This is a genomic window from Glaciimonas sp. PAMC28666, from assembly GCF_016917355.1.
Lineage (GTDB): Bacteria > Pseudomonadota > Gammaproteobacteria > Burkholderiales > Burkholderiaceae_D > Glaciimonas.
In genome coordinates this window covers 3,843,074-3,857,096 of the sequence record NZ_CP070304.1, presented here as the reverse complement: position 1 = coordinate 3,857,096, position 14,023 = coordinate 3,843,074, and the positions used below count along the sequence as shown (strand labels likewise).

The following is a 14,023-nucleotide window of genomic DNA, read 5'->3' as shown; positions in this document are numbered from 1 at the left end:
AATGGTAATTTCGGCCCGAGTTAAAGACTCGTTTGGTCGGCGGTCGGTTCCAGCCGCCTGCAGCCACTCTTCAGGCGGGTAGTCGGAATGGCAAATGTTCTGAATGCAGCTCATGATTGCTGGCTCTGCGTCAGTAGTTTTAAGGTGGTCTCAACGATGCGTGCGGTGGTCAGCCCGAAGTGTCGATACAGATCAGACGCGGGCGCAGATTCGCCGAAAGTATCGATTCCGATCACGGCACCCTGCCGACCCACATATTTGCGCCAGTAATCGCTAATCCCGGCTTCGATAGCGATGGTTGGTACGCTTAGCGGTAGCAACATGTTCTGGTAAATCAGGTCCTGACGGTCGAAGGCAAATGGTGACGGCATCGATACGACGCGAACAAATATCTTGCTCTGTGCCAGCAGCGTCTGCGCCTGGATCGCCAGCTCCACTTCCGAGCCGGTGGCGATTAGCACGGCCTGCAGAGTCCCAGCCTCACGCCGCAGCACATACGCACCTTTGCGTATTTCTGCGATCTGCGGTTCTGTGCGCGACTGGCATGGCAAATTTTGACGACTCAAAATCAGCGCGGTGGGAGTGTGGCGATGTTCCAGCGCCGCCTGCCAGGCCACCATTGTTTCCACAGAGTCACAAGGACGCCATACATCCATGTTCGGAATCATGCGCAAAGTGGCGATCTGCTCGACCGGTTGGTGCGTCGGCCCATCTTCCCCCAGTCCGATCGAATCATGCGTGAACACGTAGATCGTATTCAATTTCATGAGCGCGGCCATACGCAAAGCGTTGCGCGCATATTCCGAAAACATCAGAAAGGTGCCTCCGAATGGGCGCAGCGCGCCGTGCAAGACGATACCGTTCATAATCGCCGCCATGCCAAATTCACGTACGCCGTAGTGCAGATAGTTGCCGCCCGTTGCAGGGGTAAACCCAAGCGCGCCTTTCCACAGTGTCAGGTTGGATCCAGCCAAATCGGCGGACCCGCCCACCAGCTCCGGCATCAGCGGTGCAAACGTCTGGATCGCATTCTGGCTAGCCTGACGGGTGGCGATGTTTTCCGCCTGCGACTGGATCGCACGAATATCCTGTGCTATCCGGGACACACATTCAGATGCCAGCTCGCCGCGCTGGCGGCGCTCAAACTCAGCGGCCAAAGCCGGATGCGCGGTCCGATACGCCGCCATCAAGACATTCCATCGTTCCTGATGCTGCGCGCCTACTGTGCAAGCATCCCATTCGTCGCGTACCCGTTGCGGGATCTCAAAGGGTGGATAATTCCAGCCAATTGCAGCGCGAGTAGCAGCCACTTCCGCAATACCTAGCGGAGCGCCGTGACTGTGATGTGTACCAGCCTTGGCGGGAGAACCCTGTCCGATGACAGTTTTGCAGCAAATGAGTGTTGGTCTGGCGGACTGTAATTTCGCAGCGCGAATCGCCGCATCCACCTTGTCCACGTCATGGCCGTCAACATCGCGGATCACGTTCCAGCCATACGCTTCGAAGCGTCCCGGCGTGTCGTCGGTGAACCAGCCCGTAACATCGCCATCGATGGAAATACCGTTGTCATCATAAAAGCCGATCAGCCGGGACAGGCCCCACGTCCCCGCCAGCGAGCAAGCTTCATGGCTGATGCCCTCCATCAGACAACCGTCGCCCATGAACACGTAGGTATGGTGATCCACGACCGCAAAGCCGTCGCGATTGAATTCGGTCGCCAGAATGCGTTCGGCCAGTGCCATGCCGACGGCATTCGCCAAGCCTTGCCCGAGCGGACCAGTGGTGACTTCGACACCTGGTGTATAGCCATATTCCGGATGGCCCGGGGTCTTGCTGTGGAGTTGGCGAAAGCGCTTGATTTCTTCAATCGGCAACGCATAACCGGTCAGGTGCAACAGGCTATACAACAACATCGAGCCGTGCCCGTTGGACAGAACAAAACGATCACGGTCAGGCCAGTGCGGATCGCGCGGATTGTGTTTGAGGTGACGGTGCCACAATGCGACTGCGATGTCAGCCATGCCCATTGGCATACCGGGATGGCCTGAATTTGCCTGCTGAACCGCGTCCATCGACAAGGCCCGAATGGCATTGGCGAGGGTGGAGTCAGAGTGCATAACCATGTTTTCGGATTTGCCCATGCGATGCTCAGTGCAGGCGGCGCTGCAAAGACGTGCCTAACGACTGCAACAGCAGGAAACATGAAGTTGCACCCGCATCGAGCACGCCAATTGAACGTGCGCCGAGTCGACTGGCGCGACCAATGCGCGCCTGCAGCGCCCGAGTCGATTCCTTCCCTGCTTCCGCTGCGTGCATCATCGCGGCCAGCGCCGCATCAAAATCCGAGCCCGCAGCCAGCGCTGCAGCATACGCATCGCACGCCGGTGACAGGGTATCGATCAAGGTCTTGTCGCCAACCTTGGCATCGCCCATGTCCTGAACCGCTTCGAGCGATTTCTTCAGTGCATCGCCGAACAGCGTGGCATCCATGTCCGCGTGTCCGTTGAGCGTGTCCGCCCAGGCCAGAAAAAAGGAGCCATAGAGCGGGCCCATTGAGCCGCCGATATCCTCCAGCAATGTCAAGCCGAGGACATCGAAAGCTTCTGCCAGGCCTGGCAGATTGGTCGTGGCAACCAATCGATCGCGGCACATCGAGAAGCCCTTGCTCATATTAATGCCGTGATCGCCGTCACCAATCGCGCCATCGATTTCGCTCAAGTAGACGCGATTAGCGTTAATGATTTCAATCAGGTCCAGCACCACTTCGCCAGCGGTGCGCAATTCGATTGTCAAGATAGATTTATTCATGACGTTTCCGCAGATTTCAGCACCGTGATGCCGATTGATGCGCAGGGATAGCGCAGGCCCTGCTCCAGTTCATCGTCAAGCAATAAGACGGTCAGCGTCACCCCCATCATTTCCAGCGAGGTGAACAGGTTGCCGACTAACGGCACCACTACGGTCAGGCCGCGCTCTTCGAGCACAGCGTGTACGCCGGCGTAGAGGATGTATTGCTCCATCAGCGTGGTCGCACCCAGCCCTGATAACAAAACTGCGACGCGGTCACCATTTTTCGTCGGCAAGTCAGCCAGGATGGCATCCACCATAGTGCTTGCCATCTCCGCCGCGGGTACAACGTCTGTCACATTCACACCCGGCTCACCATGGTGACCGATGCCGAGTTCCATCTTGCCCTCAGCAATGGCAAAGTTAGCTTTGCCAACGGCCGGGATGGTGCATGCCGACAAACCGATGCCGATACTGCGCGTGCGGCTGATAGTCTTTTGTGCGACCGCAATTACCGCATCCAGCGATGCACCTTGGGCGGCATGCGCTGCAGCAATTTTCCACATCAGGATTTCACCGGCTACGCCGCGCCGTCGTGCTTCCTCACCTTTTTGTGCCGAGGCGACGTCATCGTTTGCCACCACGGTCTTGACGACCATCCCGGCGCGTTCTGCAAGCTTGAGCGCCATCTTGACGTTCATGTTGTCACCGGCGTAATTACCGTACAGACAGGCAACACCAGCACCGCCGTCGGCTGCCTTCATTGCATCAAAAAAACTTTTTGCTGTGGGCGAAGAAAAAATCTCACCGACCGCAACCGCATCGATCAGGTTCTCGCCGACATAACCGATAAAGGCAGGTTCATGGCCCGAGCCGCCACCGGTGACGATACCGACCTTGCCGGAGCGCGGCGCGCTGCGGTGTCTGACGACACGCGGGTTACTTGCACTGACAACTAATTCAGGATGCGCCAGGAGTATGCCCTTGAGCATATCCTCAACGACCATATCAGGATGATTAATCACACGATTCATGCGGCAACCCCGGCTGGTTGTGAGCCAAGATTGCGCTTGACGAAATCGAGTGCGGATTTAATAGCAGTCTCAAGTTCGACGAGCGGCACCGGTTGACTGTTACGTCGTGGCTGAGCGTTGGATGCGCGGTGCAAACGCAACGGCATTTCGATCGACAGGTTCAGCGACGTTTGCGCCACAGCCGATAGGATGGCGGCGCAGTCAATGTCGCCCTCACCCAGCGGAACGAAGAAATAGCCGTCATTTGTTACTCGCACATCCTTGATGTGGGTGTAGCCACAACCCGGCATGGCCAACAATGCATCATTGGCGGGGTTGACGCCATGCGGTTGGTGCGGTGGTCGATGCGAAATGGTATTTCCGGCATCATAGTTCAGGCGCACGCGTGGGTGACCGATTTGCGCCAGCAGCGTAATACCGTCTTGCGCGGTATTGAAAAGATTATCGCTACCGTCGCCCGGATTTTCCAGACCAATAATCATATCTAGCTGTTCAGCATGGCGCGCCAGCACTTCGATGTTCTTGAAGAAGCTAGCACTATTGCTACGCGCAGCGGCGTTTGTGTTAATTACTCTGGCACCAAGATGGGCGGCGAAATCCATCCGGCCAGTGAAAACCTTGACTGCGTCCGGACCGCCAAGATCGATATGCGAGGAAAACGCATAGCAACCTATGCCGCTCTGGGTGAGCCAGTTTGCATAGAGTTGCGCCTGGGCTGGTGTAAAGGCCGTTTCATCAAAAGGCTCGGTATAACCGACGATGAACGCGGGCTCAACGTATCTGGCCCCACACGATGCCAGGCTTTCCAGCACTTTTGGGAAGACGTAGCCGTCGTACGGCGCAGCGGAGATCGAGATAATGCGTGTATCCATGAGCGGGCAGTTACCTTTCGATGGGTTTATATGCAAACTGGAGGGCACGATCAGTGAATCAGCATGCCGCCGTTGACGTCCAGCGTGACCCCGGTGCAATAGCCAGCCAGATCGCTTGCCAGGAACACCACTGCTCCTGCGACATCGTTTGGATTGCCGATACGGTTCAGAGGAATTTGTTCCAGTATTGCGCCCATGCGGTCATCCGGAATCAGGCCACGGTTGATATCGGTTGCGATCAGGCCGGGCGTGACGCAATTGATGCGGATGCCGTAGCCGCCAAATTCGCGTGCCATAGCGCGTGCCAGACCGAGAATGCCCGCTTTGGCAGCAGAATAATGCGGACCGCCGAGGATGCCACCGCCGCGCTGCGCCGAGACGGAAGAAGTGCATACAATCGCACCGCTCTTTTGTTGTTGCATGGTCGGAAGAACCGCTTGCGACATGTACAGCGTACCGCGCAGATTGACATCCAGCACGGCCTCAAAGTCATCTCCGGAAATATCAAGTGTCTTACGAGGCTGGGTAATACCGGCATTGTTAAACAGAATATCGACCCGACCGAATTGTGCAACTACGGCGCGCACTGCTGCATCGCACTGTGCTTTATCGGTAACATCCGCCACCACACCCATATGCTGTGGGCCAAGTTCTGCCGCGGCCCCAGCCGGATTGGCGCCCTCCAAATCAAGAATCACGATGCGGGCACCTTGCGCCGCCATCATGCGCGCCGTGGCAAAACCCAATCCATTCGGGCCGGCACCGCCGGTAATAATTGCCACACGGTCTGCGAGTAACATGGGTCAAGCTCCTTTATTTGTGCAAATGTTTGGACTACCTGACTGAGATATTCATTGATGTATGGGATGAACACAAATGATAAAATCTAAGCACCTGTTTAATTCCACTCATGTTGCGGCGCACTATGAAATCCGACCTCCCTCCTCTCCCGACGCTCGTGACATTTGAAGCAGTTGCGCGGCGCTTGAGTTTTTCACAGGCCGCCGACGAGCTGCATCTGACCCCCTCGGCAATTAGTCATCAGATTGCTAAACTTGAAAAATTCCTTGGGGTACTTCTGTTCGAGCGCTCCCCGCGTGGCATTTCGCTCAGTGATGCAGGAGAGCGCTATCTTGGGCGCGTGGCTGGTGCGCTGGGCGCAATCGGCAACGCCACCACCGATGTCCGCAAGGGCGTTCGCAACACGCTGTATGTCCATGCCAGCCCTAGCTTTAGTAGTCTGTGGCTAATGCCACGCCTGGGAAGTTTTGCGCGCGCCCATCCGGATATTTCGCTATCGCTGTCGGCCTCACCGAACCATTCAGACTTTGCGCTGGGGCAAGTCGATATCGATATTCGCTACGGCGTCCCGCATTGGCCCAATCTGGTTGTAGAGCCAGTGTTCGACGAGAAGATTCTTCCCCTTGCAAGCCCTGACCTGCTCGCAAAGCAGCCGATTCATGTACCGGAAGACTTACTGCAAAGACCGTTAATTCAATCGACCGTCAGCGTCGTGCAATGGCCAGTGTGGTTTGCTACGCGCGGTATCGTCGGTGGCCCCGAACGTTTTGCGTTCCGGTTCGACCGCGCTTATCTCGCGCTGGAAGCGGCAGTACTCAGTTTAGGGATTGCGCTCGAAAGCGCAGAGATTGCCGCACCGCATATCGCGGCCGGTCGTTTGCGTACCGTGTTCCATCCGGCATGGGCGCTGGATGTCCGTGCGCATTTCATGGTCTACCCGGAACGCCATGCACATCGTACCGAAGTCGCGCATTTTATTTCGTGGCTGCGTCAGCACGTGGCGGCTTCGAACGGTAAATAAAGACGATGTCAGGCACGACCTGCTGGATGCACTTGATGTGCGGTTTCGTAGTGACCTACTTGCTCCCGGTTGACGCAACGGCGAGCAGGCTCCCAAACTTGCGGAAACCTGCCCCTCATCGCTCAAGGCACATACAAAGGATTGACTGCAACGTAGGCGGTTACCTTATGATCGAGCAGTCCCGCTGGCGCGGTTCTGTTCAAGTCAAAGGAGGCTACGTTGGTTGAGCCATCGAAACTCCATGCAAAAGACTGATTGCCTACAATAAATTTTATCGTTTCACCCCCCGTTACGTTGACGTACCTGGTCGTTGGAGAAATGACGATTGTACGTGTGGATGCTGATATCGGGGCCGGATCGCCCAGTAGATCGATCCTGGGCAAAGGGGAGGCAAAACTGGAAGCGCCAGCACTCAACAAGATAACTACCGCGATCAATTGTTTAGCGTTCATTTTAATCTCTCCACAGTAAGATGAATGACTTTGGACGCAACGCTCCGAGTTAATTCGTGACGTTTGTCCCCTAAGGTTACAACCAGCTGATTTGCGTTACCTCATGACAATTAATTGTCTTTTAAATAATAATACGCGTAGATTAAAAAGCCGACTATTGCTTATGTATAACAATGCTGTCTGGCATTCCATGCGCCGAAAATACAGCTCTTTTGCGCAACACGTGTCACCTGTTATTGGAAGGTTTGGCGCTATAGAGCTTGGTACTTATTTATCAATAACTTAGCAGTTTGACGTCAGATTTCAAGTTGGTTCAAATAGTTCCACGGCTCTGTGAATACATCACAAAAGCGCGTTGCTGCGATGGAAGTGAGGCGCCTGTCCAGGATCAATCTCTCGCCGCATGGAGACGGCTCAAAACGCCAGAAACAGCGCTTACACCAATCAAAAATATGGTGACAAAAGACTCTTTTTAGGACGTTCTCAGGATCGTTCAGCTACTATATTGATCACAGCGCACAGCGCATATCAGGGAGTGAGCGCATGGCGTCGATGACGAGTCTGACTAACGATCTTTCCACGGCTGAACAAATAACCACCGCTGATCCGACTACAACTCCGCTCGCCGCAAACGGCTGGAAAGCGGACACCCAGCCAGTTGGCCACGATGTGATTATCGTCGGCGGCGGCGCTGGCGGGATTGGCCTTGCTGCCAGCCTGCTGCGACGTGAACCTGCACTACAGATCACGATCATTGAGCCAAGCGAAAAACATTACTACCAGCCCGCCTGGACGCTGGTCGGCGTCGGCCAGTTCAATCCCGATAACACGGTGAAACCGACCCCTAACCTGATTCCCGCGACGGTCAACTGGTTGAAACATAGCGCGATCGCATTCGATCCCGAGAACAACCAGCTCACCCTTTCTGACGGCTCTGTCCACCGCTACAAAAACCTCATCGTTGCAGTGGGACTAAAACTCGACTGGGGAGGCATTGAAGGTCTTGAGGAGACACTCGGCAGCAACGGAGTGACATCGAATTATCGGTTTGATCTGGCACCGTATACCTGGTCATTGGTGCAGAAATTAGAATCAGGCCGGGCGATCTTTACGCAACCGGGCATGCCAATCAAGTGCGCGGGTGCACCGCAAAAAGCGCTCTACCTGTCCTGCTCCTATTGGGAATCGAAGGGTGTTCTATCAAAGATCAGCGTCGATTTCGACAATGCGGGCGGTGTACTGTTTGGTGTTGCTGCATTTGTGCCAGCCTTGATGCGGTATATCGCGCGTTATAAGGTCAATCTGACTGTGAATTCTAATCTCGTTGCCGTGGACGGTGCTGCTGGCAAGGCGTGGTTCGCAGTAAAGGACGGTGATGGCCAGATCAGCCGGGTTGAAAAATCGTTCGATTTCTTGCACGTCGTTCCTCCTCAGGTTCCGCATGATGTGATCAAAGCCAGCCGACTAGGCAATGCCGACGGCTGGGTCGAGGTCGATCAGAAAACCCTGCAGCATGTGCGCTATCCAGCTATCTTCGGGCTTGGCGACGGATGCTCGGCGCCGAATGCGAAGACGGTCGCAGCGGTACGCAAACAGATTGTGGTCGTGGCAGAAAATCTTTTAGCGACGCGCAAAAAACTCGCTCCCGTCACCGAGTATGACGGTTATGGTGCATGTCCTTTGACGGTCGAAATCGGGAAAATAGTGTTGGCGGAATTTGGCTATGGTGGAAAATTAATGCCAACGTTCCCCCTCGACCCAACGGTCCCGAGGCGCTCGGCGTGGATTCTTAAGAAAAGTGTTCTGCCTGCGATCTATTGGTATTTGATGCTGAAAGGTCGCGAGTGGCTGGCGCGCCCACGGAAGGTGTGAGGTCATGGCTGCGCTGGATGGGGCGTCGAAAGGGAGATTGATCTTCCCGCCTTCTTAAGGTGAAGTCATGGCAAAAAATATGATCAGAACTAGCGCAATCGCACATTGTTAGAAAGAACCAGCATGAATCCCCTTCAGCTATTCGATACCGAGTCCTCGACGTTCACTTATCTCTTATTTACTCCCGGTCAGCCCGACGCGATTCTAATTGACCCGGTGGCAAGGCATTGGGAGCGTGATCTGCAACAACTGGACCGACTGGGGTTACAGCTTGCCTTCGTCCTGGAAACCCACGTCCACGCCGACCATGTGACCTCGGCGGGCAAACTATGCGGTATCACGGGAGCGAAATCGGCAGCCCCAACCGGATGCGGTGTTGGCCCCGCGGATATGCAGTTGAATGACGGCGATCAGATTGCATTCGCTGACGGTGAAAAAATATGCGTCATTCACACGCCAGGACACACCGCAGGCAGCATGTCCTATGTATGGCGAGATAATGTGTTTACCGGCGATACGCTGTTGATTGATGGCTGCGGTCGCACAGATTTTCAGAGCGGGAGTGCAGACGCTTTGTATACCTCCGTGACCACCAGGTTATTTAGCTTACCTGACGACACGAGAGTGTGGCCCGCGCACGATTATAAAGGCCGCTCAGCCTCTACCATTGGCTGGGAAAAAATACACAATGCCCGTCTTGCACAGTCCAGCCGGAATGATTTCATTGCTTTGATGGACAGCCTGCATTTGCCTAGGCCCAAGCTTCTTGAGATTGCCGTCACCGCCAATCAAAATCTTGGCTTGCCACATAATGCGTGAATCTACAGCTTTACCGCTATGCCGTTATGCCGTTATGCCGCTTTAACACACTGCTACAGTCTGCGCTTCAAAAGCATAAACTAAACAAAGACAAAAAATGTGCGCCGGTACGCAATATTGAATACTCACTGCGTGTGCGAACGAACCTTTTTTCGGGAATATTTTATATTTCCAGGTAGCTTGTCTCTTCCCGAACGTCGCTACACTGGATGGATGTTTTTATAGACATGCTGCGGCGAAAGTTTGCCCTGACGACTCAGCCGGTTTTTTGAATATCCCGTGCTCCGGCATCACACCAACCTTCCGGTTCGGCGGCGCGTCGAGGGTCCCTCTGCGTCTTTACCGCATCGGTTCTTTCCGCGAAATCCGCATTCGCACTTTCAATAAATTGTCTGCGGATCGGTGCCAATAAAAATTTCGCGGCAATCGCGGCAGCGATCGTAATACAGGCTGCAACGATAAACACCCGGTCCCAGTTGCCGCCTGCCGATAGCACCGATGCCAACGGAACCAGCAAAGAAGCCGTTCCTTTCGCTGTATAGAGAGTGCCAGCGTTACCTGCCGCAAATTTGACGCCAAACGTATCCGCACAAATCGCAGGAAATATAGAAAATATTTCACCCCAGAACAGAAAGACTAATGCGGCGAATGTCATGAAAGCAATCGGGTCATGGCCAAACTTCATGAGTCCCAGCATCGACAGGCCTTCGCCGAGAAAGACGATGAACATCGTATTTTCACGACCGATCCGGTCCGAGATAAAACCACACAGAGGCCGCGTAAAACCATTACACAGATTGTCGATTGACAACGTCATCGTCAACAGCGGCAATGTCAATCCTAATATCGATATCGGCAACTTCGCCAGACCATAGTCTTTAGCAATCGGACCCAGTTGCGCAGTCGCCATCAGCCCCCCTGCGGCAACCGCCACGAACAGTCCATAAATCAACCAGAACACCGGCGTCTTGAGCATTTTTCCAGTGGGGTAATCCACCTTGGTGGTGACCAGTCGTGGCGCGACCTTGACTCCTTTTGGCGCCGTTGGCCGGACCATCAACATTGCCAGAGCAAAAATAAATACGCCTTGTAAAATCCCAAAAAAATGGAAGGCAGTCTGATACCCGGAACTCTGAATCATGTTCGCAATGGGGATCACGGTAATCGCCGCCCCAGCCCCAAATCCTGCCGCGGTTAGCCCCGCCGCCAGACCGCGCTTGTCCGGAAACCATTTGAGCGCGTTCCCGACGCAGGTACCATACACGCAACCGGCGCCGATACCGGCAACTACAGCACCAATGTATAGCTCAGTGAGCGTCGTCGCATGCCCGTTGATGACCCACCCAAGGGCAGCGAAGATCGCACCTGCAGCAATAACCGGGCGCGGCCCAAACTTATCGACCAGCCAGCCCTCAATCGGCACCAGCCATGTTTCGACCAGGATAAAAATCGAGAACGATAACTGGATCGCCGATAAACCCCAATGATTCTTGGCCTCTATCGGACTCACAAACAGCGTCCAGGCATATTGGAGATTGGCCACCAAGCCCATACAGATAATCCCAAAAACAAGCTGGGCCCACCGATTACTAAACATTCCGCTATGGGCTACGCTGTCAAGTGAGACTTGACGATGGTCGTTCATAAATGTTGTCTCCTGGCGGTTTTTGTAAGGGTTATGTCACTATCAACTGTGACTTATTGACCCGTTTTGGTCTGCGCCAATTCTGTTAAATCAAGCTCTGTAAGAATGCGTTACCCACATGAAAAACTGCTATTACGCACCGTTATCAGGCTTAATTGATTAAAGCATTGTGGAAGAAGCGTTCCGGGTTTTCCTTGACTCTGGTTAAGATTCGGAATCTCGGTACCCCTCAGGCCCCTATTTCGGCCTTTTGCATTTCTGCCCAGTCAACCGTCGGCGCCAGGCGCGTCGCGCTCGTAACAATGGCGGTATACCAACGCAACTTGGTGGTCTGAATCGCATTCATCAGGAATTCGACATCGTAGGCACGCAACAAATGTGGTTGTCGGGTTTCCAGATACACCTGCAGTTGCTCCTTCTCGCCGCCATTGCGCTGAAGATCCTGATAAATCTCCGTATCCCAGTGCCACCGGAGTCCGAGTTCGTGAAATGCAGCGTTATAAGCACCCAAATGAATTGTTCCCTCATCGGCGCCAGATGGTTGATCGATTGCGACCTTGTTCATGGTTACTTCCTCCACGGATAGAACATCACCAATAAATTTATCTGCGTGAACCTGCAGTCGTGGAATCTATCGTAAGAGGAAGTAATCATAAATAATAATTAATTATTTTAATCTTAACCATTTACGATTAAAAATACATGCAACATATATAAAGACGGTACCAAAGACGCAAAACCGGCCCAAGCGAAATGTGCCAGACTATTTTCCTGCGCGCGGATGACGTGATAATTTTCCCCACGAATGGCGATCTAATACGGCGTTCCTTGACCTTGGTCAAGGAACGCCGCGGGGTAGGCTGGCTATGATGGAACCCACTCGAATAGCAGCACCTGATAGCACCTGACAGCACGCGTTGCCCATCCTCTGTACCGACACCACACGAAAAGAAAGTTTTCATCATGAAAAACGACATTCAATCCGAATCTGCCGCCTTGCTCACGCCAGCAGGCGCGCTGACCGACGGCTTTCATCTGGTCATTGATGCGCTCAAGCACAATGACATTGACACCATCTTCGGTCTGGTCGGCATTCCGATCACCGATCTGGCACGTCTGGCGCAGGCCGAAGGGATGCGTTTCATCGGGTTTCGGCATGAACAAAATGCGGGCAATGCCGCCGCTGTGGCCGGTTACATGACCCAAAAGCCGGGGATTTGCCTGACCGTGTCGGCACCCGGTTTTTTGAACGGTCTGACCGCGCTGGCCAATGCCACCGTCAACTGCTTTCCGATGATCCTCATCAGTGGCTCCAGCGAACGCGAAATCGTCGATTTGCAACAGGGCGATTACGAAGAGATGGACCAACTTAATGCGGCCAAGCCGTACGCCAAGGCGGCCTACCGCATTAACAAGGCCGAAGATATTGGGATCGGTATTGCGCGGGCGATTCGCGCGGCCGTCTCCGGTCGTCCGGGCGGTGTCTATCTGGACTTGCCAGCCCAATTACTGGGCCAGTCGCTGGATGCCGAGCGCGGTAAAAAATCGCTGGTGCGGGTGGTCGATCCGGTCCCGCGTCAACTGCCTGCGCCGGAATCGGTCCAGCGTGCGCTCGAGCTGCTCAAAAGCGCCAAACGTCCGCTGATCCTGCTGGGCAAAGGCGCTGCTTACGCGCAGGCCGATGCTGATATCCGGGCCTTCGTCGAACAATCGGGGATCCCGTATCTGCCGATGTCAATGGCAAAAGGTCTGCTGCCCGACACCCATCCGCAATCGGCGGCAGCGGCGCGCTCTTTCGTGCTGGCCGAAGCCGATGTCGTGATCCTGATCGGTGCCCGCCTGAACTGGCTGCTCTCGCATGGCAAGGGCAAGACATGGGGCGGACCGAAGCAGTTCATCCAGATCGATATCTCGCCGACCGAAATCGACAGCAACGTGGCGATTGCAGCCCCGCTGATCGGTGATATCGGTTCGTGTGTAGCGGCCTTGCTAAGCGGCATCGGTTCCGGCTTTCCCAAGCCAAGCGTCGACTGGACTGGCGCAATCATGGAACGCAGACAGAAGAATCTGAGCAAGATGGCAGCCACGCTGGACCAAAATCCGTCGCCGATGAATTTCCATAGCGCACTGCGGGCGATCCGCGATGTACTCAGGACACGCCCCGATATTAACGTCGTCAATGAAGGCGCCAACACCCTCGATTACGCGCGCAGCATTATCGACATGTATGAACCGCGCAAGCGTTTCGACTCCGGCACCTGGGGCATCATGGGCATCGGGATGGGCTATGCCATCGGCGCGGCGGTCACCAGCGGCTTGCCAGTGGTGGCCATCGAAGGCGATAGTGCGTTCGGCTTCAGCGGCATGGAACTCGAAACCATCTGTCGCTACGAGCTCCCCATCGTGGTCATTGTCTTCAACAACAACGGCGTCTATCGCGGTACCGATATCAACCCGACCGGCGGCAAAGATGTCGCACCGACCGTGTTTGTCAAAGGCGCGCGCTACGACAAGATGATGGAAGCCTTCGGCGGCATCGGCTATAACGTTACCACCCCGGCAGAAATGACCGAGGCACTGGCCGCGGCCATCGCCAGCGGCAAACCGGCCCTCATCAACGCCGTCATCGACGAATCAGCGGGAACCGAAAGCGGTCGTTTGACCAATCTCAATCCGCAAAGCAGCGCGACTAAAAAGTAAGACGCCATCTAACATCATCA

The 14,023-nt window shown here is 54.7% G+C and carries 12 protein-coding genes; 4 read left to right on the top strand and 8 right to left on the bottom strand.

Annotated features, from left to right (window positions below; translation table 11 throughout):
- Nucleotides 1-110 precede the first annotated feature (110 nt).
- From tkt to JQN73_RS16360, 5 genes are read right to left on the bottom strand one after another with little or no spacing between them, the layout of a single operon-like run.
- Entirely contained in the window at nt 111-2,141 is a 2,031-nt protein-coding gene (tkt, locus tag JQN73_RS16380; protein ID WP_240162299.1) for a transketolase, read from the bottom strand.
- Nucleotides 2,142-2,148: 7 nt separating this feature from the next.
- Entirely contained in the window at nt 2,149-2,808 is a 660-nt protein-coding gene (gene dhaL, locus JQN73_RS16375; protein ID WP_205319898.1) for a dihydroxyacetone kinase subunit DhaL, read from the bottom strand.
- Nucleotides 2,805-3,821, bottom strand: coding sequence for a dihydroxyacetone kinase subunit DhaK (locus tag JQN73_RS16370; protein WP_205319897.1), 1,017 nt, complete (start codon nt 3,819-3,821; stop codon nt 2,805-2,807). Before JQN73_RS16370 ends, dhaL begins: the two co-directional genes overlap by 4 nt.
- Nucleotides 3,818-4,693 (bottom strand): sugar phosphate isomerase/epimerase, encoded by an 876-nt coding sequence (locus JQN73_RS16365; RefSeq protein WP_205319896.1) that lies wholly within the window; start codon nt 4,691-4,693, stop codon nt 3,818-3,820. The genes JQN73_RS16370 and JQN73_RS16365 overlap by 4 nt, the downstream gene beginning before the upstream one ends.
- A gap of 50 nt (nt 4,694-4,743) precedes the next feature.
- Nucleotides 4,744-5,493, bottom strand: coding sequence for an SDR family NAD(P)-dependent oxidoreductase (locus tag JQN73_RS16360; protein WP_205319895.1), 750 nt, complete (start codon nt 5,491-5,493; stop codon nt 4,744-4,746).
- Nucleotides 5,494-5,618: 125 nt separating this feature from the next.
- Here JQN73_RS16360 and JQN73_RS16355 point away from each other — a divergent pair, with 125 nt between their 5' ends.
- A complete protein-coding gene (locus JQN73_RS16355) occupies nt 5,619-6,515 on the top strand; it encodes a LysR substrate-binding domain-containing protein (RefSeq protein ID WP_205319894.1) in 897 nt (298 codons plus the stop codon).
- A gap of 122 nt (nt 6,516-6,637) precedes the next feature.
- On the opposite strand, the gene JQN73_RS16350 is transcribed toward JQN73_RS16355, so the two are convergent.
- The gene (locus JQN73_RS16350) at nt 6,638-6,967 is read right to left on the bottom strand and encodes a CzcE family metal-binding protein (protein WP_205319893.1); all 330 of its coding nucleotides are present in this window, start codon (nt 6,965-6,967) and stop codon (nt 6,638-6,640) included.
- A 543-nt stretch (nt 6,968-7,510) separates the two neighbouring features.
- Between JQN73_RS16350 and JQN73_RS16345 the strand changes: the two genes are divergently transcribed.
- Both JQN73_RS16345 and JQN73_RS16340 read left to right on the top strand, forming a co-directional pair.
- Nucleotides 7,511-8,839: an FAD/NAD(P)-binding oxidoreductase gene (locus JQN73_RS16345; protein ID WP_240162298.1), complete on the top strand. Its 1,329-nt coding sequence runs from the start codon at nt 7,511-7,513 to the stop codon at nt 8,837-8,839.
- A 123-nt stretch (nt 8,840-8,962) separates the two neighbouring features.
- On the top strand, nt 8,963-9,658 hold the full coding sequence (locus JQN73_RS16340) for an MBL fold metallo-hydrolase (protein ID WP_205319892.1): 696 nt from the start codon (nt 8,963-8,965) through the stop codon (nt 9,656-9,658).
- 256 nt (nt 9,659-9,914) lie between these two features.
- Here JQN73_RS16340 and oxlT read toward each other — a convergent pair whose 3' ends face one another.
- Nucleotides 9,915-11,303 (bottom strand): oxalate/formate MFS antiporter, encoded by a 1,389-nt coding sequence (gene oxlT / locus JQN73_RS16335; protein ID WP_205319891.1) that lies wholly within the window; start codon nt 11,301-11,303, stop codon nt 9,915-9,917.
- A gap of 229 nt (nt 11,304-11,532) precedes the next feature.
- Nucleotides 11,533-11,868: a hypothetical protein gene (locus tag JQN73_RS16330; protein ID WP_205319890.1), complete on the bottom strand. Its 336-nt coding sequence runs from the start codon at nt 11,866-11,868 to the stop codon at nt 11,533-11,535.
- A 398-nt stretch (nt 11,869-12,266) separates the two neighbouring features.
- On the opposite strand from JQN73_RS16330, the gene oxc reads away from it, so the two are divergent.
- Entirely contained in the window at nt 12,267-14,003 is a 1,737-nt protein-coding gene (gene oxc / locus JQN73_RS16325; protein ID WP_205319887.1) for an oxalyl-CoA decarboxylase, read from the top strand.
- The last annotated feature ends 20 nt before the right edge of the window (nt 14,004-14,023 follow it).